This window comes from Nitrosospira sp. TNL300 (assembly GCF_055385915.1).
The window spans coordinates 2399784-2426129 of record NZ_AP041005.1; the positions used below are offsets into that span (position 1 = coordinate 2399784).

At 54.2% G+C, this 26346-nt stretch carries 27 protein-coding genes and 1 pseudogene; 17 read left to right on the forward strand and 11 right to left on the reverse strand.

What is annotated here, in order from left to right; translation table 11 throughout:
• Positions 1–6: 6 nt before the first annotated feature.
• Entirely contained in the window at positions 7–3207 is a 3201-nt protein-coding gene (locus ACZ5BW_RS10920; protein ID WP_464539825.1) for an efflux RND transporter permease subunit, read from the forward strand.
• A 372-nt stretch (positions 3208–3579) separates the two neighbouring features.
• On the opposite strand, the pseudogene ACZ5BW_RS10925 reads toward ACZ5BW_RS10920, so the two are convergent.
• A pseudogene (locus ACZ5BW_RS10925) lies at positions 3580–3831 on the reverse strand (IS110 family transposase); the annotation flags it as partial.
• Between the two features lie 224 nt (positions 3832–4055).
• Between ACZ5BW_RS10925 and ACZ5BW_RS10930 the strand changes: the two are divergent.
• From ACZ5BW_RS10930 to ACZ5BW_RS10980, 11 genes are all read left to right on the forward strand, one after another.
• Positions 4056–4328: a ribbon-helix-helix domain-containing protein gene (locus ACZ5BW_RS10930; protein ID WP_464539827.1), complete on the forward strand. Its 273-nt coding sequence runs from the start codon at positions 4056–4058 to the stop codon at positions 4326–4328.
• On the forward strand, positions 4325–4648 hold the full coding sequence (locus ACZ5BW_RS10935; RefSeq protein WP_464539829.1) for a type II toxin-antitoxin system RelE/ParE family toxin: 324 nt from the start codon (positions 4325–4327) through the stop codon (positions 4646–4648). Before ACZ5BW_RS10930 ends, ACZ5BW_RS10935 begins: the two co-directional genes overlap by 4 nt.
• Positions 4649–5474: 826 nt before the next feature.
• Positions 5475–6419, forward strand: coding sequence for a S8 family peptidase (locus tag ACZ5BW_RS10940; protein ID WP_464539831.1), 945 nt, complete (start codon positions 5475–5477; stop codon positions 6417–6419).
• The gene (locus ACZ5BW_RS10945) at positions 6416–6706 is read left to right on the forward strand and encodes a hypothetical protein (protein WP_464539833.1); all 291 of its coding nucleotides are present in this window, start codon (positions 6416–6418) and stop codon (positions 6704–6706) included. The genes ACZ5BW_RS10940 and ACZ5BW_RS10945 overlap by 4 nt, the downstream gene beginning before the upstream one ends.
• 92 nt (positions 6707–6798) lie before the next feature.
• A complete protein-coding gene (locus tag ACZ5BW_RS10950) occupies positions 6799–7752 on the forward strand; it encodes a cyanobactin maturation protease PatG family protein (protein WP_464539835.1) in 954 nt (317 codons plus the stop codon).
• Between the two features lie 984 nt (positions 7753–8736).
• Positions 8737–9951 carry a DUF2863 family protein gene (locus ACZ5BW_RS10955; RefSeq protein WP_464543693.1) on the forward strand — a complete coding sequence of 405 codons (1215 nt, stop codon included), beginning with the start codon at positions 8737–8739 and terminating at the stop codon, positions 9949–9951.
• A 52-nt stretch (positions 9952–10003) separates the two neighbouring features.
• Positions 10004–10414, forward strand: coding sequence for a peptide-methionine (R)-S-oxide reductase MsrB (gene msrB, locus ACZ5BW_RS10960; protein WP_464539837.1), 411 nt, complete (start codon positions 10004–10006; stop codon positions 10412–10414).
• A 92-nt stretch (positions 10415–10506) separates the two neighbouring features.
• Positions 10507–11052, forward strand: a complete 546-nt coding sequence (locus ACZ5BW_RS10965; protein WP_464539839.1) for a septation protein A — start codon at positions 10507–10509, stop codon at positions 11050–11052.
• On the forward strand, positions 11052–11354 hold the full coding sequence (locus tag ACZ5BW_RS10970; RefSeq protein WP_464543694.1) for a YciI family protein: 303 nt from the start codon (positions 11052–11054) through the stop codon (positions 11352–11354). Before ACZ5BW_RS10965 ends, ACZ5BW_RS10970 begins: the two co-directional genes overlap by 1 nt.
• Before the next feature lie 21 nt (positions 11355–11375).
• Positions 11376–11651, forward strand: coding sequence for a BolA family protein (locus tag ACZ5BW_RS10975; RefSeq protein ID WP_464539841.1), 276 nt, complete (start codon positions 11376–11378; stop codon positions 11649–11651).
• Between the two features lie 12 nt (positions 11652–11663).
• The gene (locus tag ACZ5BW_RS10980) at positions 11664–12461 is read left to right on the forward strand and encodes a peptidylprolyl isomerase (protein WP_464539843.1); all 798 of its coding nucleotides are present in this window, start codon (positions 11664–11666) and stop codon (positions 12459–12461) included.
• Positions 12462–12589: 128 nt separating this feature from the next.
• Here the strand turns inward: ACZ5BW_RS10980 and alr are convergent, their stop codons facing one another.
• The gene (gene alr / locus ACZ5BW_RS10985; protein ID WP_464539845.1) at positions 12590–13663 is read right to left on the reverse strand and encodes an alanine racemase; all 1074 of its coding nucleotides are present in this window, start codon (positions 13661–13663) and stop codon (positions 12590–12592) included.
• A gap of 208 nt (positions 13664–13871) precedes the next feature.
• Here alr and lplT point away from each other — a divergent pair, with 208 nt between their 5' ends.
• Entirely contained in the window at positions 13872–15146 is a 1275-nt protein-coding gene (gene lplT / locus ACZ5BW_RS10990; RefSeq protein ID WP_464539847.1) for a lysophospholipid transporter LplT, read from the forward strand.
• Between the two features lie 59 nt (positions 15147–15205).
• On the opposite strand, the gene ACZ5BW_RS10995 is transcribed toward lplT, so the two are convergent.
• From ACZ5BW_RS10995 to ACZ5BW_RS11005, 3 genes are all read right to left on the reverse strand, one after another.
• The gene (locus tag ACZ5BW_RS10995; RefSeq protein ID WP_464539849.1) at positions 15206–15706 is read right to left on the reverse strand and encodes a TPM domain-containing protein; all 501 of its coding nucleotides are present in this window, start codon (positions 15704–15706) and stop codon (positions 15206–15208) included.
• Positions 15707–16678 (reverse strand): TPM domain-containing protein, encoded by a 972-nt coding sequence (locus ACZ5BW_RS11000; RefSeq protein WP_464539851.1) that lies wholly within the window; start codon positions 16676–16678, stop codon positions 15707–15709. It lies immediately after the preceding gene.
• 207 nt (positions 16679–16885) lie between these two features.
• On the reverse strand, positions 16886–17479 hold the full coding sequence (locus tag ACZ5BW_RS11005; RefSeq protein ID WP_464539853.1) for a LemA family protein: 594 nt from the start codon (positions 17477–17479) through the stop codon (positions 16886–16888).
• A gap of 576 nt (positions 17480–18055) precedes the next feature.
• Between ACZ5BW_RS11005 and ACZ5BW_RS11010 the strand changes: the two genes are divergently transcribed.
• The 3 genes from ACZ5BW_RS11010 (at position 18056) to ACZ5BW_RS11020 (ending at position 21347) form a co-directional block, all read left to right on the forward strand.
• Positions 18056–19441: a carbohydrate porin gene (locus ACZ5BW_RS11010; RefSeq protein WP_464539855.1), complete on the forward strand. Its 1386-nt coding sequence runs from the start codon at positions 18056–18058 to the stop codon at positions 19439–19441.
• Positions 19442–19714: 273 nt separating this feature from the next.
• Entirely contained in the window at positions 19715–20926 is a 1212-nt protein-coding gene (locus ACZ5BW_RS11015) for a hypothetical protein (RefSeq protein ID WP_464539857.1), read from the forward strand.
• Positions 20904–21347 (forward strand): HEAT repeat domain-containing protein, encoded by a 444-nt coding sequence (locus tag ACZ5BW_RS11020; RefSeq protein ID WP_464539859.1) that lies wholly within the window; start codon positions 20904–20906, stop codon positions 21345–21347. The genes ACZ5BW_RS11015 and ACZ5BW_RS11020 overlap by 23 nt, the downstream gene beginning before the upstream one ends.
• Before the next feature lie 40 nt (positions 21348–21387).
• Here ACZ5BW_RS11020 and ACZ5BW_RS11025 read toward each other — a convergent pair whose 3' ends face one another.
• Genes ACZ5BW_RS11025 through tsaB form a run of 3 tightly spaced genes read right to left on the reverse strand, consistent with a single transcriptional unit; the run spans position 21388 to position 23314 of the window.
• Positions 21388–22188 carry a uracil-DNA glycosylase gene (locus ACZ5BW_RS11025; RefSeq protein ID WP_464539861.1) on the reverse strand — a complete coding sequence of 267 codons (801 nt, stop codon included), beginning with the start codon at positions 22186–22188 and terminating at the stop codon, positions 21388–21390.
• Entirely contained in the window at positions 22185–22646 is a 462-nt protein-coding gene (gene rimI / locus ACZ5BW_RS11030) for a ribosomal protein S18-alanine N-acetyltransferase (protein ID WP_464539863.1), read from the reverse strand. The genes ACZ5BW_RS11025 and rimI overlap by 4 nt, the downstream gene beginning before the upstream one ends.
• Positions 22643–23314, reverse strand: a complete 672-nt coding sequence (tsaB, locus tag ACZ5BW_RS11035) for a tRNA (adenosine(37)-N6)-threonylcarbamoyltransferase complex dimerization subunit type 1 TsaB (RefSeq protein WP_464539865.1) — start codon at positions 23312–23314, stop codon at positions 22643–22645. Before tsaB ends, rimI begins: the two co-directional genes overlap by 4 nt.
• A gap of 138 nt (positions 23315–23452) precedes the next feature.
• Here tsaB and ACZ5BW_RS11040 point away from each other — a divergent pair, with 138 nt between their 5' ends.
• On the forward strand, positions 23453–23893 hold the full coding sequence (locus ACZ5BW_RS11040) for a host attachment protein (RefSeq protein WP_464539867.1): 441 nt from the start codon (positions 23453–23455) through the stop codon (positions 23891–23893).
• A gap of 26 nt (positions 23894–23919) precedes the next feature.
• Here the strand turns inward: ACZ5BW_RS11040 and thpR are convergent, their stop codons facing one another.
• From thpR to ispD, 3 genes are all read right to left on the reverse strand, one after another.
• Positions 23920–24480: an RNA 2',3'-cyclic phosphodiesterase gene (thpR, locus tag ACZ5BW_RS11045; protein WP_464539869.1), complete on the reverse strand. Its 561-nt coding sequence runs from the start codon at positions 24478–24480 to the stop codon at positions 23920–23922.
• A 75-nt stretch (positions 24481–24555) separates the two neighbouring features.
• A complete protein-coding gene (ispF, locus tag ACZ5BW_RS11050) occupies positions 24556–25053 on the reverse strand; it encodes a 2-C-methyl-D-erythritol 2,4-cyclodiphosphate synthase (RefSeq protein ID WP_464539871.1) in 498 nt (165 codons plus the stop codon).
• A gap of 367 nt (positions 25054–25420) precedes the next feature.
• Positions 25421–26116 carry a 2-C-methyl-D-erythritol 4-phosphate cytidylyltransferase gene (gene ispD / locus ACZ5BW_RS11055; protein ID WP_464539873.1) on the reverse strand — a complete coding sequence of 232 codons (696 nt, stop codon included), beginning with the start codon at positions 26114–26116 and terminating at the stop codon, positions 25421–25423.
• Between the last annotated feature and the right edge of the window lie 230 nt (positions 26117–26346).

A 26346-nucleotide genomic window follows, 5' to 3' on the forward strand; every position in this document is an offset into this window, starting at 1 on the left:
GGCATCATGATTGAGCGCATCCTCGAATTCTCCATTCAGCGGCGCGTGCTGGTTCTGATGGCCGTGCTGACGATGGGCGCCGTGGGAATCCATAGCTACCAGAAGCTCCCCATCGACGCCGTGCCCGACATAACCAACGTGCAGGTACAGATCAATACGCGGGCAACCGGGTACACACCGATCGAGGTTGAACAACGCGTCACTTTCCCGATCGAGATGATCATGGCGGGACTCCCCAACCTCGCATACACCCGCTCGCTTTCACGCTACGGTCTCTCGCAGGTTACGGTTATTTTTGAGGACGGCACGGATATCTACCTCGCCCGCCAGTTGATCGACCAGAGACTGCAGGAAGCCAAAGAGCGTTTACCGGTCGATGTGGAAACGACCATGGGACCGATCTCAACCGGCCTGGGCGAGATTTTCATGTGGTCTGTCAATGCAAAAGAGGATGTACGAAAGCCTGATGGGTCACCATACAGCATCACCGACCTCCGGGAAATCCAGGATTGGATCATCCGCCCGCAGCTGCGCATGGTACCGGGCGTCACGGAAGTAAACGCCGTCGGAGGTTTCGTCAAGCAATTCCATGTCGCGCCCTACCCCGAAAAGCTGATCTCTTTCGGATTGACGCTGAATGACGTCATCGTCGCATTGCGCCTCAATAACCTCAATGTCGGCGCTGGATATATCGAGAAAAGCGGCGAACAGTACCTGGTGCGAGTGCCGGGACAGGTGGCAAACCTGAAAGAGATCGGGAACATCACCCTGGGATCCCGGCTGGGAGTTCCCATACGCATCAAGGATGTGGCCGATGTGCTGATAGGACGGGAATTGCGCACGGGTGCCGCGACGCAAAATGGGCAGGAGACTGTCATCGGCACCGCGCACATGCTGATCGGGGAAAACAGCCGTGTCGTTTCTCAAGCCGTCGCGGAAAAACTTGCCGAAATCAACCGGAATCTGCCGAAAGGTGTCGAGGCGATCGCCGTCTATGATCGGACGACGCTCGTGGACAAGACGATCAGGACCGTTGCCACCAACCTGCTCGAAGGCGCGATACTGGTCATCGTCGTGCTGTTCCTTTTCCTTGGCAACCTGCGTGCGGCCGTCATCACTTCGCTCGTGATTCCCCTCTCGATGCTGTTCACCTTTACCGGAATGATAGCCAATGAGGTCAGCGCCAACCTGATGAGCCTGGGGGCGCTCGATTTCGGCCTCATCGTGGACGGCGCGATCGTCATCGTGGAAAACAGCATGCGCCGCTTGGCTCATGAGCAGACGCGGCTGGGGCGGCAACTCTCATTGAACGAACGCCTTGCAGTGGTATTCGACGCGACCAGGGAAGCGCGGCGTGTGCTCATCTATGGCGAGCTCATCATCATGGTGGTTTATCTTCCCGTCTTCACGCTTTCAGGGGTGGAAGGGAAAATGTTCCACCCAATGGCCTACACGGTATTAACCGCCCTGCTAGGGGCGATGATTCTTTCCATAACGTTTGTCCCGGCAGCGATTGCACTCTTCCTGACGGGAAAAGTGACAGAAAAGGAAAGCGCGGTGGTTGCGTGGACGAAGAAAGCCTATCTGCCGGCTCTCGACGCCGTAATGAGGAACCAGGGCCTCACCGTCACTACCGCCGTTGTGATTGTTGCATTGAGCGGTCTGCTGACCACAAAAATGGGTACGGAGTTCGTACCCAGCCTCAATGAGGGAGATATCGCGCTGCACGCGATCCGCATTCCCGGTACCAGCCTGACCACGGCGATCGAGATGCAGCATGAAGTGGAGGAGACGATCAAGGCATTTCCCGAGGTGGAGCGTGTTTTCACCAAGATCGGGACTGCCGAGATTGCAACCGACCCCATGCCGCCGAACGTGGCGGACATCTTCATCATGCTGAAACCCCAGTCGCAATGGCGGAAACAATATTCCACGAAGGCAGATCTTATTGTTGCACTGGAGCAGGCGGTAGGCCAGGTACCGGGCAACAATTATGAATTTACCCAGCCCATCCAGATGCGATTCAATGAGTTGCTGTCCGGTGTGCGAGCGGATGTCGCGGTAAAGGTATTCGGTGATGACATGGATACCCTATTCAGGGTGGCAGACCAGGTCGAGCATCTGCTCGAGACTGTTCCCGGCGCAGCGGATGTAAAAATCGAGCAACTTACCGGCTTGCCGGTGCTGACCGTTCAGCCTGACCGTGTAAAGCTTGCCCGTTATGGATTGAATGTTGCGGATATACAGGATGCAGTAGCGGTTGCCATTGGTGGAAAAAACGCCGGAACCATTTTCGAGGGCGATCGCCGCTTCGAGTTGCAGGTGCGGCTACCGGAACAGTTGCGGGCCGATCCTGATGCACTCAGCCGATTCCCCATCGGCATTCCCATGCAGGGATCGTCAACCGGAAGTCCACAACGCCAGGCATCAACCGGAAATCCGCAAAGCCAGGCACCCATCGGCATGACCTACGTTACCCTTGGCGAAGTCGCCGTTATCGAAGTTCTCCAAGGACCCAATCAGGTGAGCCGGGAAAACGGCAAGCGCCGGGCTGTCGTTACAGCAAATGTACGAGGCAGGGATCTTGGTTCCTTTGTCGAAGAAGCGGAAGCACTGGTGGTGGAGCAAGTGCCGGTTCCTTCCGGATATTGGCTCACCTGGGGTGGGCAGTTCGAGCAACTGGTTTCCGCGGCGAAGCGGTTGCAAATAGCAATTCCCCTGGCGCTTGGACTGATCCTGATGCTGCTTTATGCCATGTTCGGTAATTTTCGGGACGGATGGTTGATGTTCACCGGTGTTCCCTTTGCCCTCAGCGGCGGTATAGTGGCATTGTGGTTGCGGGGCATTCCCCTGTCCATTTCCGCCGCCGTCGGGTTCATTGCTCTGTCTGGTGTCGCCGTGCTGAATGGCCTCGTGATGCTGTCGTTCATACGGGACTTGCGTGCGCAGGGCCGGTCTCTGGAAGATGCCATCAAGGAAGGAGCACTCGCGAGACTGCGACCGGTATTGATGACAGCCCTGGTGGCTGCCCTCGGGTTTGTTCCCATGGCCCTGGCTACAAGTATCGGGGCGGAAGTGCAGCGGCCGCTGGCGACGGTGGTCATTGGAGGAATTCTGTCATCCACGGCGCTGACACTGCTGGTACTACCGGTGCTGTACCATCTCGCCCATGGAGGAGATGTGCCCGATCCCACCGGGGCAACTTGAGATAATGCTGGCAATTTCCATATTTTTGGATCCAGCCGGCTGCGACCAATTCCTGAAATAATCTCTAACGCCTCTCATGACTTCGGATTGAGTCATGTGGGGGAGCATTAACGGCCAGAATTATCGGCTCTACACTCGCTCTTTTCTTCCCTTTCTTCCCCTTACAATTTTGGTGCAGGTCAAATTGTACCCAGTGCGGACAACATCCATATACCTGTCACCTGTCGGATCTTGTTTGCAATCGCTGTTTTAACGTGAAAGAACCGCCTTCAAGACGAGCGCTGACCTGACTCTGACAGTCATCGACTGATTGGGGCGGGTGAATCAGATGGCTGGAATGAAGCCGAAGCGGGTCAGTGCCTTGATCCAGCGAGGAGCATTACGTTGAACGGAAAGCGCTTCTTCATAGTCGGTGACTCCCTGGAGCAATCTGGTATCGAAGCGAGCGATGCGTGCTTCGATTTCCTCGATGTGCCGCATCAGTTCGTCGAGGACGAAGCGATGGCTGTCGGTAAGTTCCCCTTGCAACGCGTCGAACAGTTCTGTACGACTGGCCTTGAGTCGTCGACTGGCAAGCTTGAGTACCTGATGGGGCGACTGACCGGCGACGATGGCTTTGACCATGCATGGGGTATTGGTTTAACCATTTATGAAGCGTGTTACAAATTTCAATATATCAGATACTTAAGCATTTGTGGCAGGATTTTGCCTTGAGGATGGTCGTCCCGGAAAACGAGAACCCACTTTGCCCGGCGAGGTGCAGCACGGCAAGTTTCGAGAAGGCTGGACTACTGCTGTCCATTGCAGTAGGATTTAATCCTATTCCAACCCGGTTAAAGGAGCGCGCTATGAGAACCACCCAGCAAATGAGCATCACCCTACCCAACGACATGGCGGACGTGGTGAAAGCCAAGGTGCGCACTGGCGAGTACGCCAGTGAAAGCGAAGTGATCCGTGACGGACTGCGGGCATTGATGGCGCGGGATCGCGCCGTGGAAAGCTGGCTGCGCAATCAGGTCGGCCCTGCCTATGACGCCTTGAAGACCGATCCATCCCGCGCAGTCACGACTGACCAGGTACGCGCTCGCCTGGCCACTGAGCATGCCAAGACGGCGCGATGAGCTATCGCGTTGTCTTCAGCCCGGAGGCCCTGGAACAGCTTGCCGAGCTATACCGCTACATCACCGAAGCCGCATCACCCGACATCGCGGCCCGGTACACCGATGCCATCGTGAGCTATTGTGAGAGCCTGCGCATGTTTCCACATCGTGGCACCATGCGCGATGACGTGCGGCCTGGCCTGCGTATTACGAACTACAAGAAGCGGACAGTGATCGCCTTCGATGTGGACGCCGAGTTGGTTTCCATCATCGGCGTCTTCTATGGCGGCCAGGACTACGCAACGATCCTGCAAGACGAAGCGGAGGATGACAGCAAGTAGACTTCTTGTACCACGGATGAAGCAGTCTCTCAGATGGACGCCACCGTCTCCCTCTGTCGCCAGTACCCAGCACTCAGTACAACAATAAGACCGCCAGCAAAAAGAAACCATTTAGATGGTTCTGGAATAACCCCGACCTAGGATACTTATGTGTGCTACAGATTCATCGCTTAGCAGCGTCATCGGTGTTGAAATACCACTCAGGACGATTCCCAGGTGAAGTGGTGCTATCAGCGATCCGTCCGATGCTATATCGTTCCTGATGAAGGAATTAATATCCGTTAGCTGGGTACCAGGTGTCGCAGCCGAGCCGCCAAGGCCCAGCGCCAACGTACTCTCTTGAAAAAATTAAGCTGACTTGAGTTGAATGCAGAAGACGGTGTAACTGTTACCCCGTTCGTGTCAACTGCAATGTTCAAAAGTGAGGTTGTACCACTGGAAGTAGTATAGTTGACGTCGAACCCGTAATGCCTGTTTAACGTGCGCTCTCTTAGAGTTCGGCGGATCACGTTAGGTTGCGGGTTGATCCGCCAAAAAATTGCGCGACCTCTTCCCGCCGCCTTCCATCCCATAGCTTCTTTCATCATCAGGAGTGGCGCCACCGCAATGAACGTTAGGATAACAGTCTCCTTCCCGCTTCCACTTCGGATAAAAATTTCCCCGGTCTTTATTCCTGCTAAACCTGCCCGCATTTAAGGATCTGGTTGAGCTTGCTTGCGGCATGAGGTGTGCTAAACATAAAACAGGCGAGAGTTGGGTGAGTACTTTCCTGGCTCAAGCTGTCTTCGCCCTGCATGGAAGGTTATAACTTTAGATTCAGGAGAAAGTGTTGCGCCCTACCGAACTCGTCAAGCTCACCAGGTTGATGCAGCGTACCAGCGGCATTCCCGATATCAGGATCGGGCTCATCGACGGCCCCGTCGCCACCAGTCATGCGGATCTGGCAAATGGACATCTTCAGGAGATATCCGGAAATAACGGGGCGAGCTGTACCAGGACCAATAGCAGCGCCTGCCTGCACGGAACCTTCATCGCCGGCATCCTCGCGGCCAGGCGCACTTCTCCTGCGCCTGCCATTTGTCCCGAATGTACGCTCCTTATCCACCCGATTTTCAGCGAAAGTACCGCCGGACGCGAGAACATGCCCAGTGCTACTCCGCAAGAGCTGGCAGCGGCAATTTTTGACTGCATCAATGCGGGTGCACGCATTATCAACCTGAGCCTGGCCCTGGCACAGCCATCGACGAGGGAAGAGAAGCTGCTGGATGAAGCATTCAACCAGGCGCTCAGCCGCGGTGTACTGATTGCCGCTGCAGCAGGCAATCAGGGCATACTGGGGAGTTCAGTCATTACTCGCCATCGCTGGGTTATTCCGGTCGTAGCTTGCGATTTGCGCGGCTATCCGATCAACGAATCCAATCTCGGCAGCACGATCGGAACGCGCGGCTTGAGCGCGCCCGGCGACAACATCACCGGCCTCGGCGCTGAGGGACGAACCCTCACTATGGGTGGTACAAGTGTGGCTGTGCCTTTTGTCACCGGCGCCATTGCGCTGCTGTGGTCGCAATTTCCTGATGCCACGGCGGCCCAGATCAAGCTCGCCCTCATGCGCCAACCTCAAAACTTTCGGCAAGCAACCATGATGGGAACCGGAGGCGGCCGCATGCAACTCCATCACCCGCGGCGGGGTTCGGTGGTTCCACCCCTGCTGGATGCCGAGTCGGCCTGGCAGATACTGTCCGCGGTAAATACGAGGAGGCAAACAGCATGACTGAAAATGATGTCAACGTAAATCCGGGTCGCAGGAACGGGAGCGAAAGAAATACAAATGGCGAAGGTGGTAAAAACCCGGCTAAGCGCGAAAGCGTTGCAGATACAGGCAAGCAGGCCGCTCACCGCGTGCGCCTGCCCGGTTTCATTACCGATGAGGAGATCGGGCTCGGTGATGCGATCAAGCGCGCCACCACTTATTTTCGAATGAAACCTTGCGGAGGTTGTGAAGGGCGGGCGGCTGCACTCAATCGCTGGCTCGCTTTTACACCCCGCAGTCGGAAGTAAAAGCATGACAAGAAGAGAAGTAGAGGGCCGTTCTAGAGGAAATTTTCAGCTTTTTAACGCCGTTGGCACTACCAAGTTAAGAGAGGAGCGATATGAACGAACAAACTGCGATGGCAGAGCCAGTCGAAAGCGCAACAGGCCAACCGATCCAGGCAAAGCCCGATTCGGCTTCGAACGCAATGATCTCTCCCCAGATGGGAGGAGGCTGCGGTTGTAACGGAACGCGCATGAGCCAAAATCCGGGCGGGGCTGAAGGCATGAATGCGAATGGCGGGATGAATGCCTTTGTTTATGCCATAGGACGAGTGGAGGCGCGCTTTCCTAATCTGAGTGTGGAAAAAGAATTTGCGCAGGCGACCGGGCGTGCGGAAACTGCTGGCAAAACCGATCAGCAGGCCTTTCATGAAGTCCTGTCCCAGCGGCAAAACCGGTATCTGGTGCGGCAACTATGCTGGGTGCTGACGGTACAGGGACTGGAAACCTATCTTCTGGTTCCACGCGATCCTGCCGATGTCGATATGCTGATCGATGCCATCCGGCCTGCACCTGCTCCCCAGGATATCGATGTGGTCATCGGAATGCGCGGTCCCATTGCTCCGCCGGAGATGTGTAACGGCTTGATGGTACCGATTGTGGTATTCGACCAGATCTATTCCTTTGGGCGGGATGAATTGATCAAGGCAATCCCGAAACCGGAGAAAATGGCCAAGGAGCGATTCGACCCCGCTGCCGAGGAGTTGTTTGACCGGATCATGCACATGACCGATAACGCAGGAGCCACGGATGAGCATCGGGCGTTGAACTACCTTGCCATGCGCTATCCCGCCATTTATGCCAAGGCGGCGGAAGAGTTCGCGGAAGATCATTCCCTGACGGGCGTGGAAGTGCGCCCCTCGTCCTTGAGCAGCGGGCGCAACATCGTCGAGGTCATTTTCTCCTATACCAACCGCAACACCGATTTTACCGAGAAGTACTTCGTGCGCGTGGACGTGACTGAGGAGTTTCCTTTCCTCGTCACCAAGATTTCTCCGTATTATGAACGTTGATTTTCTAAAGAAGGAGGTATGAAATGAATATGCCAGGATTTACCGCTGAAGCCTCGCTTCGTCGCACAAATACTATCGCTCGGCGGTTGCCCGGGCCAATGCATCGGGTAGAGGGATCAGTTATCCCTCAACGCATAAAGCTGCAGGAGTGGACATGCGATTGTGATGCTGCAACCGACATCTGTATCTGTAAATCGGAACATGGCGCCATACGGGCAATTCATGCGGTATTGGGTGAGCTTTAGGGAAATATCGCTGCACTAATTGAAAAGGAGATACATCATGAACATACCAGGATTTAGCGCAGAGTCATCGGTTTACAAAACAACCGGGAATTATTTCAAGAGCAGGCAGGGCGCCGTGAATAACACCTCGGTGATTCCGCAAATGATGCGAACGATAGATCTCGGACCAGGATGCACACTGTTTTGCAATTGCAATCCTGCATCCGGAGCTTGTAGCTGTGACGCGACCTTGTGTCCCTTCCTTCCGTGGGGGCCTGTTCGTGAAAGGTTTTGAGGAAGCGTATCAGAACTGATGATGGCGAGTGACCCCCTTCGTAACCCTGCGGAGGTGGCCTGAAAGGGTGCATGAGAGCGTAGGAGGCGATTCCCTGACGGAGAGGAATGCTGTATCCGCCTGCCTCCGGCTATGCTTCGCAGCCTGCTTTATGCCATGCTTTGCTGCCTGCCGGACCATCTGATCCGTTTGAGGCGAGAGGATGTCTTCCCCACCATGCCATAACAGATGAAATATTATCATCCTATTGATCCGCCCAGAAAATACTATGAATCCCGTCATTCCGGGCCCGACCCGGAATCCAGCCCAAACCAATAATGGCGTGCTTTGAACGTCACTGGATACCGGCTTCCGCCGATATGACGTTTGTACTGCTTGCTCGCCGACTCAATAAGTGCTTCAAAATATCAGGGAATTCAGGATTTAGGTTAAAATAATCCTTTAACCATCCAGGACGCCAATTTGATGAAAAAACTTCGCGTCCCTCATCGTACCAAGTCTGCGCGCATGGTTCAGGAGCTTGTGCGCCTGGCAGCGGGACTTGCCGCCTCCGGCAGCCGCGTAGAAGACGCCTTCTGGGAGAATCGCCTCGCGGCAAAAATACATGCCCAACTGCGCACGGGGGACGATCAGAATCTCGAAGCTGCGCTGGATCAGCTTTATGACGCTGATCCTGGAGGCTACAGTGAATTCATGTATGCCATCGAAGCTGCAATAGAATGCAGCATATTCACGCGAGGGGATCACACTTACGACGTTTTAATGTTTGCTGTACCGGTGCTCACCTGGTCACGTTTTTCGATTCCCTCGGGACCAATGGCAGAATCCGTGCTTTCCGAACTTCGCGGGCAGTTGCAGGTGCAGGTGTTGGCGGACGATGCCCAGCTTGCGCTTGCGGATTGTCTTTTCAGCCCCGATCAATTGCCAAGAGGCTATCATCTTACACATGAACTGGCTCGCAAACTCTGGTCGGCAGCGGTGACAGGACAACGCGATTTGCATATGAACCCACAGCAGCTTGCTGAAACGGGGCGGTTTCTTTCTGATACCCGCTATCTCCTCGGCGGGGTCGCGGTACCTCAGGGAAAACCCATGTTCCGCTGGCAGCAGGGGGACGCGGGCGAGCACAAGGGCAGCAACGTTTCGACCCTCCAGTTCCCCAAAGAGCAGATACTGCACGCATGGCAGACTCACGGTACCGCGGTGCTGCTGCCGCTATTCCAGGGCTGTGCGTTTGAACTGCTGATGCCGGATGGCTTTTTTTCAGCATGGCGCGCGGCGGACCGCCTGGCCCGCCCCTATTCGGTGCGTGCCACGGTTGATTTTCTGGAAACCACTCTGAGTATTTCCCCAGACAGGTTGCGTGCAGTGATCGCGCCTTTCTACGATCAGTGGCTGGAGGAATACCGCATTGGCTTCACCCTCAAGGATCGGGACAACGTGCTCTACGGCATCATCTGGGGACTGGTAGGGGATGAGGATGAAAATACAGATAGCGTCGCTCAGATCGAGGCAGCGCTGCGGGAATGCGGAGTGACGCAAACCATCCTGCTGCAAGAGCATTTTCTTCTGGAGTACTGTGAAGAATGCGGGGGGCCGCTGTTTCCCAACGCGGATGGCGAAATCGTGCATGCAGAATTCCCGGAAGAAGGTGAAGTAGCGCCCATACATCTGCATTGAGAATGTTCATCATCTTATTCAGGAGCATCAATTTTTTTCCGGAAGAGGAATCATGAGCGGCAAGCTTGCTAAATCCGACCAGGAATGGAGAAACCAGCTGACCCCGCAGCAGTATCATGTATGCCGCGAAAAGGGGACGGAGCGGGCGTTCACAGGGGAATACTGGAACTGCCACGATCAGGGCGTGTATCGTTGCGCCTGCTGCGGCGCTGCCTTGTTTGACTCGGAGACCAAATTCGATTCCGGTACGGGATGGCCTTCTTTCTGGCAGCCTGCCCGATCGGAAAATGTCGTCAACCAGGAAGATAACAGCCATTTCATGCGGCGGGTAGAAGTGTTGTGCGCCCGCTGCGACGCGCACCTCGGTCACGTATTCGAGGATGGCCCTGCTCCGACCGGACTGCGCTACTGCATCAATTCCGCTTCCCTCAAGCTCGATCGAGATTCTTCGAAGACTGAATAAACGGGCAGCAAGGGAAGTTAAACGAGACTCAATGCGCTTTGCTAATTGCACCCGCACTCTCAAATAACTGTGTCCGCTCAAACTCCATCGCAATGAAATTTCTTTTTGATCTCTTTCCGGTAATCCTGTTTTTCATAACTTTCAAGATTTATGGCATCTATGCCGCCACTGCTGTAGCGATTGGCGCCACTTTTGTGCAGATCGGCTGGGTATGGTTCCGCCATGGCAAAGTCGATACCATGCTATGGGTCAGCCTGGTTCTCATAGTCGTCTTCGGCAGCGCAACACTTATTCTGCAGGATGAAACATTCATCAAATGGAAACCATCCGTGCTCTACTGGCTGTTTGCGGCCACACTGTTGATAGCCCAGGCGGTTTTCAAGAAAAATTTTATCCGGACGATGATGAAAGAGCAGCTTACCCTGCCGGAACCGGTTTGGGCCCGGGTGAATGCGAGCTGGGCAGCGTTTTTTGCATTTATGGGCGCCGCCAACCTCTATGTCGCCTTCAATTACTCTACTGAAACCTGGGTTGATTTCAAGCTGTTCGGCTTTATGGGCTTCATGCTGGTTTTTGTCGTATTACAGGGATTGATGCTGGGGAAATACATGGTAACCGACGAGGATAAAGAGGCATGATGCTATATGCAATAAGTGGCGAGGATGTGCCCGACAGTCTTGAGAAAAGAATGGCGGTGCGTCCTGCGCATCTCGAACGCATCAAAGCGTTGCAGGAAGACGGCCGCCTTGTTTTAGCCGGTCCATATCCCGCGATTGACAGCCCCGATCCCGGACCGGCGGGATTTTCCGGGAGCCTGATCGTAGCCGAATTCGAGTCGCTCGAAGCAGCCCAGGCGTGGGCGGAAGCGGATCCCTATGTCACTTCGGGCGTCTATGCAAAAGTGATGGTGAAGCCATTCAAAAAGGTTTTACCGGCATAACCTGATCTGACCGGAGGCCGGATGAACACTATCGAATTGATGAAGCAGAAGCTCGCTGCTCTGGAGCCTGCGGTAATCCGGATTGCGGATGAAAGCGCGCGCCATGCAGGACATGAAGGCGCCAAAGCAGGGGGTGGCCATTATTTACTTACCATCGTCTCACATCAATTCATCAGCAAGTCGGCCCTGGCGCGGCACCGGCTGGTTTACGATGCGCTGCACGAGATGATGCACAAGAATATTCACGCCTTAAGTGTAAAAGCGTATACTCCCGAGGAATTTGATTCGATCCACTGAGAAGGAACCTTCATGCATTTTATGAAATTTACTCGACTTGCGGCACTGGGTATCTCCGGGCTGATCGCCGCGACGGCCGTTCAGGCCCAAACCGGCTCAACCATGGCGAAGGTGAACGGTACGCCGATTCCTCAATCGCGCCTCGAATTCATAATGAAGGCGCGTGCTGGCCAGGGTCAGCCGGATACGCCGGAGGCGAGGAAAGCTTTGCGCGAGGATCTCATCACTGAAGAGGTAATCGCCCAGGAAGCGAAGAAGAAGGGGCTGGACAGGGATCCTGACTTTGTCACCCAGCTCGACATGGCTCGCCAGACAGCGATGGTCAGAGCATACCAGATCGATTACATAAAGAACCACCCGGTAAGCGACGAAGAGCTGCATAAGGAATATGAAACGGTAAAGACGCAGATGGGGGATAAGGAATACAAGGCGCACCATATTCTGGTGGCTACAGAAGAGGAAGCCAAAGACATTATCGCCAAGTTAAAAAAAGGCGCAAAGTTTGACAAACTTGCCGGGGAAAAATCCCTGGATACGGGCAGCAAGAGCAAGGGTGGCGAACTGGACTGGAGTCCGGCCGCAAGCTATGTTCAACCTTTTGCCGAAGCCTTGACCAAGCTGCACAAGGGTCAGCTCACCGATCAGCCGGTAAGAAGCCCCTTCGGCTGGCATGTGATCCGTCTGGATGATGTGCGACCCCTGAAAATTCCCCCCTTCGAGGAAATAAAACAAAACCTGGCCCAGCGCGTGTTGCAACGTCAGTTTGCAGCCTCGGTCAACGATCTGCGCTCGAAGGCGAAAGTCGAGTAAGCTTCTTCCCATAAGCTTTATTCCCTTATTCCCTCATTCCCTTTACCCGGCGATGCATCGCTCCGGAGTATAAAAAAGGCAGCCTCGGCTGCCTTTTTTATTCTGTTCTGCGGTGGAAGAGGAGAAGCTTACGTTACCCTTTGCATTCTCGGCGCGATCGCGCACAACAGTTCATAGCCCAGTGTACCGGCGGCCTGCGCAACCTCATCAACCGGCATGCCCCTCCCCCATAGCGTTACCGGGCTGCCTACGCCCGCATCTTCGATCTCGCTCAGGTCCACATGCAGCATGTCCATGGAGATGCGTCCCACGACCCGTGTTCGTCTTCCCTTTACAAGCACCGGGGTACCGGTAGGAGCATGGCGGGGATAGCCATCAGCATAGCCCCCTGCAACAATGCCCACTCGCATCGATCGGTCAGCCCGAAAAGCGTGCCCGTAACCCACGCCATCGCTTGGCCTGAGTGTTTGCACGGAGATAATTCTGCTCGATACAGTCATGGCGGGTTGCAAACCCAGTTGCTCTGCGGTTGTGTGAGCAAGCGGCGAGGAACCATAAAGCATGATGCCGGGACGCACCCAGTCAGCATGTGCTTCGGGAAAACGAAGAATGGCGGCAGAATTCGCGAGCGAACGAGGCATATTTCTCCCTCCCGCAGCCAAGTTGAAACATTGCAGTTGCGCTGTAATGCTGTCGGTTCTGTCCGATTCGTCGGCACATGCAAAATGGGTCATGAGGGTGATTTGCCGCACCGCGGGATTCGCCTTGAGGCGCTCCAGCGCAGCGGGAAATTCCTTGGACGTAAATCCGAGCCGGTTCATGCCGCTATTGAGCTTCAGAAATACATCCAGCGTTGCACGCCGTCGAACCGCCTCCAACATGGCAAGCTGCTCGGGGTGATGCACTACGGTACTTAAATGGCATTGCTCGATCCAGCGCAGTTCGTCTACGTCGAAAAAACCTTCTAACAACAGGATCGTCTGGCGATAGCCCGCCTCTCTTAAACGCACGGCAGCATCCAGTTCGAGCAGGGCAAATCCCTCTGCCTCCGCCAGGGCCTCGGCAGCGCGCAGCAATCCGTGACCGTATGCATCCGCCTTGATGACGGCCATCACGCGTGAACTCGGCGCATGGCGACGAACGATAGCCAGATTGTGCTCGAGCGCGGCGGGATCAATCAACGCATGAATGGGACGCGACATGGTAATTCAGGGATATCCGGAAGTTTTTCTAAGATTTTCTTTGAAGGGGATTTTGCGGGAGCCAAGAGTTGTTATGAGTGCTCCGCATCGGGCATTTTTTTGGGCAGCATCAAGGGCCTGAAATTTTCCATCAGGAGATGGTCCGACGACCGTTGTATAATGCCACGCCTCATCGTTAAAAAAGAAGGTCAAGTTCTAGGAGAAAACGTTGAAACGCGGATTTTATACCATTATGGCGGCCCAGTTTTTTTCTTCGCTGGCCGACAATGCGCTATTGGTTGTTGCCATTGCCCTTCTGGTGGAGCTGCACGCGCCCGCTTATCTCACCCCGATGCTCAAGTTTGTGTTTGTTCTCTTTTACGTGATCCTCGCGCCTTTCGTCGGAGCCTTCGCGGATTCCATGGCCAAGGGCCGCGTCATGTTCATCAGCAATGCGATCAAGATTGTGGGCTGCAGCCTGCTTTTCCTGGCCACGCACCAGTACTTCGCGCTCGCCGCCTATGCGGTAGTCGGGCTTGGCGCGGCCGCCTATTCCCCCGCAAAATACGGGATACTGACTGAACTGCTGCCGCCCGAAAAACTCGTCATCGCCAATGGCTGGATCGAAGGCTTGACCGTGGCCTCCATCATACTGGGCACGGTGTTGGGCGGCTTGCTGATCTCGCCAGCCATCTCCGCCGTCCTGCTGTCGTTCGATTTTCCCCTGATGGATATCGGCGTGGACACTGTACCGGAGGCAAGCATACTGCTCATCGCCATATTTTATACTGCTGCTGCCATCTTCAATCTTTACATCCCCAATACGGGAGTCGATCACCGCATTCTCAGGAAAAATCCAATGTTTCTCGTGCATGAGTTCGGTCACTGCATGAGGCTGCTGTGGTCAGACAAGCTGGGACAGATTTCACTGGCGGTGACGACCCTTTTCTGGGGGGCCGGTGCAACACTGCAATTCATCGTGCTGAAATGGGCAGATGTTGCCCTCGGTTATCCCTTGAGCAAGGCGGCGCAACTCCAAGGCGTAGTCGCCGTCGGCATTGCCATAGGCGCAGTCATTGCAGCACGAATAGTGTCACTCCGGCAATCCGTGAAGGTGATCCCTCTGGGCATTGCCATGGGCATTGTGGTAATGGCAATGATTTTTGCCCGCGAGTTGTGGATCGCGATTCCGCTTCTCATGCTGATTGGCGGGCTTGCAGGATTTTTTGTCGTGCCAATGAATGCACTGCTGCAACACCGCGGCCACATCCTGATGGGTGCCGGCCACTCTATTGCTGTACAGAATTTCAACGAGAATCTGAGTATTCTCACCATGCTGGGACTGTATGCGTTGCTGGTGAGCTTTGACGTGCATGTGTATACGGTGATTATTCTGTTCGGCCTGTTCGTAGCCGTGATCATGGCGGTGATACGCCAGTGGCACCTGCACAACCAGAGCATCGAGGATTCTCTTCATCTCATTGGCGCGCATAAGGGGCACTGAGGAGATTAAGGGGATAAGAGGGTACAGTAAGGCTATTGTGGAATTATCGGCCGTAATGCCTACAGGATAACCGGTCTGTTGGGCAGTTCATTTTCCCCACTTTCTCGCCCGACTGGAAAATGTTCCTGCAAATGACAACCCACCGACTGGATTCCACTGATGGCCCCGGATTCAAACTGCCCCTGACTGAAATGGGTTTCCATTTCACGGCAGATGGTTTCCCACTTTTTATGGCCGACCTTCGCGTCGATGCCCCGGTCAGCAACGATTTCGACATTGTGATCGGCCAGAAGCAGGTAAATCAGGACACCGTTGTTATGCTCGGTATCCCACACGCGCAGCTGCGAAAATACTTCGACAGCCCGATCGCGTGCCGATGTTGCTCTCACCAGAGGCAGCATATCCAGTGCTGCTTCCACTGCAAAGCGGATTTCTCCCCGATGACCGAATTCCGACTGTGCGATCGCATATTCGATAGCGGTAAGGGCCGTAGCGGGAAATGCCTTGCGCACCGCCAGGGGCCCGGTAAAAAGATGCCGCAGTACTCGCGTGAAATCCATCTACCATCTCCCTGAGGCGCCGCCGCCACCGAAGCCGCCCCCGCCTCCGCCAAAACCCCCGCCACCGCCGAAGCCGCCGGAACCGCCCCTGCCACCCCATCCTCCATAACCCCCAAAGCCACCCGGCCAGCCGCGCCCTCCTCTGTAAATTCCGCTGCCGGCGTGACCGAACAGGCTGATGAAAAACGCAAAGGCAGCAGCGATCAAGGCAAGTAATATCGAAGCGAATACCAGCCAGACGATAATGGCTGCCGCTGCGCTCATCAGCGTCGCACCGAGGAAGCGGCCAAAAATGGACTGAAATACCTTGGCTGCAATGAAGAGCAGGATAAAGACAAAAATAATATTATTCATCAGGATATCGGCAGCAGCGGAAGAATCGCCGCCACGGGCGGAACGAGCGGGAGGCAGGGGTAAGGGCTCTCCTTCGACTACCCCTATTATTCGATCGACACCGGCATTTATGCCTGCCGCAAATCGTCCCTGTCTGAATTCCGGCACGATGATCTCGTCGGTTATGCGCTTCGCTACGGCGTCCGGGAGCACGCCCTCCAGACCATAGCCCACTTCCACCCGCACGGTTCTATCCTGCTTTGCAACCAGCAGCAGAACACCGTCATCAATACCCTTGCGTCCCAGCTTCCAAGCATCCACTACCCGAATTGAATACTGTTCGATGGTTTCAGGCTGAGTGGTGGGAACGATCAATACGGCAACCTGGCTGCCTTTCCTGGCTTCAAATGCGGCGAGCTTCTGCTCCAGCTGGGTAGCCTCGTTTGCAGAAAGTGTCCCGGTGAGATCGGTAACGCGCGCTTTGAGGAGCGGAATCGCGGCATCCGCCATCGACAGGGAGGCGGAAATAAGCAGAGCGATGAATACGAGGATTTTTTTCCCGGCATGAATCATATGTAAACCCTTGCCATTTCCGGTTGGATGCCACGAGTAGGATGGATGAAGCGCAACGTAATCCATCGAACAATGATGGGTTACGACTTGCAGCCTCTACCCATCCTACTCAAACTGAATCCCGTTCGCCCTGAGTTGTCGAAGGGGCGAACAGGACGCCCGAGATTCAGAACGAAAGGATGAAGAATTCAACCCGATAAATGCTAATCAAAATACATGCAAATGGAAATTGAAGCCAGTTTCAACTTCCCAGATCGGCAAACGTCCCTTCGCCTAAGGCTTGCTGAAATCCACCTTGGGCGCGATTGAAATCGCTTTCTCGTCATCAACCGTGAGGCTGGGCTTCACCTTGTAGCCGAACATCATTGCGGTAAGGTTGGTGGGGAAGGAGCGCACGACGATGTTGTATTCCTGAACCGCCTTGATGTAACGGTTACGCGCCACGGCAATACGATTCTCCGTACCTTCCAGTTGCGCCTGCAATTCCCGGAAGTTGGCATTTGATTTCAGATCCGGATACTTCTCCACTACAACCAGCAAACGTGACAGAGCGTTCGACAATTCCCCCTGGGCGCTCTGAAACTTCGCAAATGCCTCCGGATCATTGAAAAGCTCAGGTGTAGCCTGGATGCTGCCCACCTTGGAGCGCGCATTGGTTACACCCAGCAGTACCTCTTTCTCCTGGGCAGCAAAACCTTTTACAACGTTTACCAGATTGGGGATGAGGTCAGCGCGGCGTTGATACTGGTTCAGGACTTCGCCCCAGCTTGCCTTGATCTGCTCATCCGTAGACTGCAGGGTATTGTAGCCACAGCCACTCAGGCTCAGCACCAGAAGCAATATCAGAGACCGCAGCAGGTTGTTCATGAAAACCTTCCTGAAAAAAGTTGCAGATATAGGGATAAGTATAGGCGAACTCATGAATAATGTAGTGGTTTAATTTGCACGGATACCTTGATAAGTGGATTATCTCGATGTAACGACATGCCTGCCGTTAACATTCTGGTTTACCCCAAATACAGCTATTGATTGTTGAATCTTGGGTTTAATACCCGAGGCTTCCATATGATTGTGGTCTGACACACACCATATGGGTATCTGCCCGCGCGGTGGTGAAGCGGTGCTCACAGCAGTCACCGTGCCAAGCTACCCAACTGCTTACCAACGAATGGTTCCAAAGACCCTCAGTGCTGCAATTGATCGATGCTAATCTGATAGCTACATTAGCCGGCATAATTAATCAGCATAATTAAAATTATAAATTGCTGTGGAGCGATAGGGGCAATGATATCCTGCAAAAAATTCCTACGCCGATCGCCGCTCGAACACCTGGCACACTGTCGCACTAGCCCAGGTTCGGAAAATCCCCGAACAACAGTGCTTTTATTCAAGATACTTCTTGTCTGTTACCTGCTATTTTCGGTCATGCTAGTACGAGCCGGGGTGACGGAACCAAACCCGCGCTTGGAGGACGAATTCGACTTCATGAATGCGTTGGCGAAAAAGGGGCTCCACGACCTGAAGGACGAGCGCTGGAATGCTTATGGCCAGTTCACCTACATTTCCAGTTGGAAAAGTGGATTTCCGGCCTCGTATACCAACCTGAACGGAAGTATCAACTCATTATTGCCGGGAAGCGAAAGAAGCTTTACCGGAACGGCCACGCTGTACCTGGGGCTCAAGACATGGCATGGCGGCGAGATTTATTTCGTACCGGAGATGATATCCATGCGGCCTTTATCGGATTTGAAAGGGCTGGGTGGAGTCATACAAAACTTCGAACTGCAAAAAGGCGGTAGCGAGACCCCGATCTATTACCAATCCCGGTTATTTTTCAAACAAACTTTTGGATTTGGCGGAGAGCGCATACAACTCACTTCTGATCCGATGCAGCTTGGGACAACGGTGGATAGCAGGCGCCTCGTACTGAGGTTCGGCAATTTCAGCGTGATCGATTTTTTCGATAAGAATTCATACTCCGGCGACCTGCGCAGGCAATTTTTAAACATGGCCTTCATGACTTACGCAGCCTTCGATTTCGCCGCAGACGCGAGAGGATATACCTGGGGTGGGGCAGCAGAATATTTTCATGATGACTGGACGATACGCTTCGCCCATGTAGCCACCTCCATCGATCCCAATCAACTCCCTCTCGATATGAGGGTATTCAAATATTACGGACAGCAGGTTGAAGTTGAACGCCGCCATTTGTTGTATGGCCGTCCCGGTGCTGTCAGGGTGCTGGCTTACCGAAATCATGAAAACATGGGTAAATTCAGCGATGCCATTGCTGCCTTCCGTTCTGATTCCAATAAAAATGCCACTACCTGTACGGGCTTCAATTACGGATCAGGTAATGCAGGAGCACCGGATTTATGCTGGGCGCGCAAACCGAACGACAAGATAGGCATAGGGATCAATATTGAGCAGCAAGTACTGGACGGCGTCGGTTTATTCTTTCGCGGAATGTACAGCGACGGCAAAACTGAAGTGTATTCCTATACCTCTACCGACAGATCGATTTCACTTGGCGCTCTGGTTAACGGTTTCCGTTGGGGGCGGGACAGAGATTTGCTGGGCATCGGGTTCGCCGCGGGCTGGATTTCGAGCCAGCATGCCAAATACTTGAATATGGGGGGCGTCGACGGATTTATCGGGGATGGCCGGATCAAGGCGCGCGCGGAGGACGTAGTGGACATTTTCTATAGCGTCAATGTGCTAAGTTCCCTTTGGGTGACCGCCGACTATCAGCATATTACCAACCCCGGTTTCAATGCCGATCGCGGCCCTGTGAATATCTATGGGCTTAGAGTCCATGCCGAGTTCTAAAAGTTATATCATCCCGATTATCCCCGTGTCCGAAATTACTTGACCACTACATAAGGACAGATGCGCGCGGATTTCAAGAGAGGTCAGCTGAATGAGTTCGAGAGACGAGTTCGCTATCATTCCCGCGCGGAAGCTATTTTCATTCTACATCATCGGGTAGCTCTGCCAAACTGCCTTCCCTGAATGAAGCATAACGAGGCAGGCTGTCCTAGAATTAAAAGCGACGTGATTGAATAGGTGCAACAAAAAACTATCTGACCCAGAGGAGAAACCATGCCTTATTCCACAGTTGTCGATAAGCCGCCCCGCATACCCGATGCTTTCAGCATGGATAACGACCTCGCAGCGCAATCCCAGGCTGCCTTTCTGCTCTATGTGGGCGTGCTGTTTAAGCCAACGCACATCCTGGTTCGCTACAGGAAACCCCCACCGGACCCTGAAAGCGTTCCGCCTGAAGACCTCGAATCGCTCGGCATCCCACCAGACATGGTAAAAGTGGATATAGAGGTATCGCCCGAAAATCTGCTGCTCACAGAACTCATTAATGAGATTGAAGAGGAAAACGCACTCTCCCCTGGAACCATAAGCGGCGCACCCATCGGCCAACCGATTTATGCCAAACCGATCGCCGAGCTGCAAACGAAATATACTGGTCAATTTTTCGAGACCCGTGACGCGCAGTCGCTTCTCAGGCTTCTTGCGGTCTCATTGCATCATTCCGATGAGCTGGTGCGGGTCGCGGCTGCCGTCTCGTATCTGGACGCGGTTGATGGATTCTTCATACCTCATCCCACTTTTCAAGGGGACATGGAGCGCCTGGTATTCATTCTTGCCCGAGGCACAGCAAGCAAGGAACTATTGATACGGGATGTGGCCGCTACCGCGCTGGCGCGCATGCTACCGGAACACCCGGCGCTGCAGCCCCTCTTACAAAATACCGACCATGGCGGAGAAGGCGAACCTGCTCACACCAGCCTCATCATCCACGGCACTTGGGCAAGAACAGCCAGCTGGTGGCAGCCGGGCGGAGACTTTCACGCTTATATTCTGCAATCCGTAGACCCCTCCGTTTATTCAGGGTCGGACCGATTTGAATGGTCCGGCGGATACAGCGATCAAGCCCGCGCCTTGGCAGCGCTTGACTTGACAGCATGGGTGCAAGGCAAGGGACTTGAATCACCGGACTTTTTTGCCCATAGCCATGGAGCCAACGTCGTCCTGCTGGCAAACCAGGCAATCGATATCGGCAGAATGGTTCTCCTCGCCTGTCCGGTACACCGCAACAAATACTGGCCCAACTTTGGACATGTAAACCGCGTGGTATCGGTACGGGTGCGAATGGATCTGGTGATTCTGGCGGATCGCGGCGGGCAGCGATTCAACCATCCAGACATCATAGAAAATATATTATCTGTCTGGTTCGACCATTCGGCGCCTCACGAGCCGGATATATGGATACGGTATGACGTCCCAACGAAAATCTGAAGGATCACCGAATGGCAAGGGGGAAAGCTCGCAATGGCTCATCAAAGCAGTGGATTTGTACCGGGCAAACATGGTCTGGAAACTGTTGGGTACGCGCGCCAGCGCACAGAGGCTGATCGAGGGGTTAAGTTCGCCAAACGAAAATGTGAGGACTTTGGCCGGGATGTTTCTGGTGCAGAGCGGCCGCAAGGCAATCCCCCTTTTGGAGTACGAACTAAAAAACCGCAGAAACATGCCGCTGGTTTTAACGATGCTGGGGGACATAGGTGCGGCGGAATCCGAAGGGCAGCTTCGCCGTCACCTGGATGATCCCGACCCGGAGGTGGCCAAAGCCGCAAATGAAGCTCTCCGCGCACTGCTTTTCAAGCAAAAAATGGATTCCTCTGCAAATATGGAATCACAACGCCCCTCCAAGGAGTAATGCCAGGAGGCTGTATCGCCTGCTGTTCCCAAACGCGGATTTATTCAGAGGCCTTCAAGGCCTGCATGGTGCTTCGGGCGAAACAGAGGTCCTCCCATGCCTTCGCTTTGGCAACCAGCGTGCGCAGCAGATACGCCGGGTGATAGGTGACGATCACCGGAATACCTTCATGCTGATGCAACCTGCTACGCAGGCTGCCTATGCTTGCATCGGTATTGAGCAGATTCCTGGCGGCGGTTTTGCCAAGCGCAACGATAAGCTTCGGCTCGATCAGTTGGATTTGCCGGGCGAGGTACGGCTCGCAACATTGCGCTTCGTCGTCCGAAGGTTCGCGATTGCCAGGCGGGCGGCATTTTACGATGTTGGCTATAAAAACATCGCGGCCGCGCTTTAAACCAATGGCCATCAGCATGTTATCCAGCAGCTTGCCTGCCTGCCCCACAAAGGGTTCACCAAGGGCATCCTCTTGCGCACCCGGTCCTTCACCTACGTAAAGCCAGTCCGCATCCGGGTCACCCACGCCAAACACAGTGCGCGTACGCGAGTTGCATAGCCGGCAGGCCACACAGCCTTCCACACTCTCTTTAAGCTGATCCCAGTCCATCTGCAGAATCGTCACCCGGCGCTTCTCTGTCGCGTCGGCAGATCGCACGCAAACCTGTTCCGCCTGTTCTTCGAATTCGGGATGCGCAACAACCGGCGCTACCGTCACCTGAGTCGATTCCAGCACTACGGATACTCTCTCATCTTCGGTACACTCCCTGACGCGCCATACCGGCGTCAACCCCAACTCTTTGAGTATCTCGCCGCGTCTGACCCGTTTTCTATCGTCGCTGATCACAACACCAGTTCCATCACCAGCGAGTCTTCGCGCCCGCCCATCGCGGGATAATAATCCTTGCGCTTCCCGATCTGCCTGAATCCGAGGCGTTCATACAGCCGGGCAGCAGCATGGTTGGATTCGCGCACATCCAGAAACATGGTGAGCGCCAACTGCTCCCTTGCAATCCCGATGAAATGACGCAGCAATTTTTCACCCCAGCCCTTTCCTTGCGATTCCGGCGCAATACTGAGCGTCAACAAATGCGCTTCTTCTGCCCCGATTGTCATTACGCCATATCCAAAAATATGTCTATCCTGCTCCAATACCAGGCAATGATAGCCTGCGTCGAGCGAATCGCTGAAATTGCCCTGAGTCCACGGAAAAAGAAAAACTTCCCTTTCAATCGTCACTACCGCGTCGAGGTCTGACAGGACCATTCGCCTTATTCGGGCCGCTTCCTGCAGCTGAGCACTCATCGCTCCTTTTCCTTCAGGGCCACCTTGTTTCGAATATAGAGCGGAGCGGCATCAGCCGGATCGATACCCTGTCCCCTCGCGAATCTGGGTGCAGCCAGTTGCGCCATTGCACGCGCATCCGGCCGGACGCCGCTGATGATGTGATTGAGGTAACCTTCGTAACGTTTGCGCAACACTTCGGGATACATATCGAACCCGCTGCCGCAACCTGTCCAATCCTGCTCCTGCACCGAAGGCGCATCTTGCGGCAGGCAGAGTATGGGCTCGCTCACGGCTTGCCATTCGTCCAGCACTTTCCTGTAAGCGGCATGATAGATCTCGTGCATGCGCGCATCCAGCGCTGCAACGACCCGTGTTCCGCCGGCTTGCTGTGCCAATGCTTCCAATGTACCTATTCCGATCACTGGCAGTCCCGCCCCGCAAGCCAGTCCCTGTGCTATTCCGCAGGCAATGCGCAACCCAGTGAAGGATCCGGGACCCGAGCCGAAAGCGATGCCGTCCAGTTGTGCCAGCGTCAACCCGGCTTCATCCAGTATTTGACTCACCATCGGCAAAACCAGTTCGGAGTGGCGCTGTCCCGCAAGAACCTCCTCACCGAGGAGGTCACGCTCCAACAACAGCGCAACAGAACAGTATTCGCTGGATGTATCGAAAGCGAGAATTTTCAAGGCAAAGTCGAATAAATATCGAGCATAATGTCAGTACAATGACAACTGCCGTATGGAAACTTCGGCGGAAAAATCATTGTCTATTGTTGAGCAACACTCCAGTTCGTTTAACTTTATCACTAATCGCACGGAGGAGTCATGAGCATCACGTGGATTCTGGTTGCAAACGCAAGCGCAGCATATCTTTACGCAAACTACGGACCGAGAAAAGGATTACAGAAGCTCAGGGAATTCCGGCATGACGCCAGCAGGGAGAAGCGGGTGGACCTGGTTACCGATCGCCCGGGACATAACAGAAGTAGCGGGAATGGGCGCGGCTCCTACATACCCGCCACCGATCCAAAGCAGCATGAGGCATGGACTTTCGCCTCGCAGCTAGCCCGGGAACTGGAGAATGGGCGCAAAACCAACAGTTATCAACGCCTGATCCTGGTCGTATCGGCCCCATTCATCGGTCTCATCAATAGCAATCTGGGAAGCCAGGTGCGCAACCTCGTAAGCGATACTTTTGAAAAGGATTACACCAGGGCCAATGAAAGAAACCTGGTAAAACAACTGGAGAGCTGCATTTATCTTTGATTATTTAGTCGCTTAGGATGGTTTGATCATCCTTCCAGAGACCAGCGGCCGATCGGCGTATAAACCGAACCGTCGCTGGTCCGGTGCGATTTAACCAATACCCACTCCCGCGCCCGCCACACCATCGGTTCTGCCAGCTCAGGCAGCGTTTTACAGGATGCATTCCTCATGAGCGTGATATGGGGCTTGTAAGGCCGCTCCTCCAATGAAAATCCTGCCAATGAAAGTCTGCTCTGCAAAGCTTCGACCAGATCGATGAGCGGCTGGGGAATCTCTCCGATTTCCGCGTAAACAATATTCTTGCGTTTCCACACGCAGATTCTTTCGATAACAAGGTCGAAAGCTTTCACACCATGACCTTCGATTTCATCCGCCGCCTGACACAGAGCATCTACCTGGCTTGCATCCACCTCCCCTACAAAGACCAATGTGAGGTGAATGTTCTCCGTTTTTGTTTTCCGCCCCTCGCAAAACGATGCCAATCGCCCGGTCAGCCGTCCCAGTTGCATACAGGCTTCCTTGTCAGGCCATATCGCAAAAAACAGGCGTACTGCTTTTTGCCTGACAAGCCTGGTCTCTTCAGCCATACCGGTTTCCGCTCATCCTCCAGTCATCTGCCGCCCCTTCGCCGATTGCTTTCCGCCCCGTTTCCATCCAATCGCTCAGTCAGTGATTTGATTCATGCGGGTAATCAGGCACACCGCTTCCGCCTCTATTCCCTCGCCTCGCCCTACCGGACCAAGACGTTCGGCCGTCTTGGCCTTGACATTGACATCTCCGGGCTGCATGCCCAGGTCCTGCGCAATATTTGCGATCATTGAGGGAATATGGGAGGCCATTTTAGGTGCCTGCGCGATGATAGTGGCGTCGACATTCACCACCCTATAGCCGCGCTCCGCAAGGAGATTGCCCACATTCTGCAGTAGCACGCGGCTGTCGATATTCCTGTAACGCGGATCAGTGTCAGAAAAATGCCGGCCGATGTCACCCAATGCTGCAGCTCCCAGTACCGCGTCACATATTGCATGCAGCAGCACATCCGCGTCGGAATGCCCCAGCAATCCTTTTTCGTAGGGAATGATCACTCCGCCGATAATAAGCTTGCGACCCTCGACCAGCTGATGTACATCAAAACCCTGCCCGATTCTGAACCAGCCCACTATCACCTCTTCTTGTTTAATTCCGGGAAAAACATGAGAAACAGTAGTCGGTGCTAGTAGCCGGTGCTTTGCGACTCTCGGACTTTGCCCGACTCGTCAGGCCGAGCCTGACCTACTTATCCTTGTGTGGTTAGATTCCCCCGGCTCATTGCCAGCATTTGTAGGATGGGTGCAGGCGTAAGGCGTAAGCCGTAACCCCTCACCGAATACGATGGGTTACGCTTTGCTCCACTCATCCTGCAGCGAAACAATTTCTATCATACAAGTAGCAGGTGGGCTTTGCCCGACATCTTGTTCACCCGACGCCTGGATCTACTACTACGTTCAGCTGGCTAATAAGCCGCAACCGTCACCACAGTCACTACCACTACAGACTTTTCAGTATCAACTCCGCCAGCGCGAGATCCTGAGGATAAGTAACTTTCAGGTTGCGCGCATCGCTCAGAACCAGTTTTGGGTGCAAACCCAGTGCTTCGATCGCGCCTGCATCGTCCGTCATGGTTATACCTCCAGCCCTGCTCAGGGCATCCACCAGCGTTCGGTACCGGAACATCTGCGGTGTTTGGGCCTGCCAAAGACTTTCCCTCGGTTCTGTACGTTCAACCCGGCAAGTAGGATCGCTTCGCTTCAAGGTGTCTGCAACCGGAACCGCAAGCAACCCGCCCACTTCATCCTCTTCCAGTTCATCCATCAGTTTATCCAGAAGCTTCTCCCTCAAACAGGGCCGTGCAGCATCATGGACCAGCACCCAGTCATCATCCTCGATAGCCGTCCCTTCCTGCGCTGCTTTTAAACCATTCAGCACGGTCTCAGCCCGTGTAGTTCCCCCGCATTCGAGCATCGACAGCTTGTTTGAGAATTCTGACCAGTCATGCCGCGCCCACTCTCCATCTCCCGGGGACAGCACAACGAAGACTCGAGAAAGCCGCGGCGAGTTGCATAACGTTGCCAGCGCATGACGGATCATGGGGTTTCCCGCCAGGGGCAAGTATTGCTTGGGCATCTGGTCGCCCATGCGCGAGCCTGAACCTGCCGCCGGGATGAGTGCGAAGAAATTTTGCATTGGATTGGTATTACAGGAAGTAGCTGAATTGATGGGTCAAACGAGGGCAGGCACGTGGATATGTGTTAAACCGTGAAAATTAGCAATGGAAATACGATGGAATTAGCAATGGAGATATGCGAGGAAACACCGGCTGACTGCGTACCTTTAACCTGTAAGATTTTACAGCTATCGACGTATTTAATCTTGTCCTTTAATACTTATACCACGAGCCATGCAGAAAGATGAGT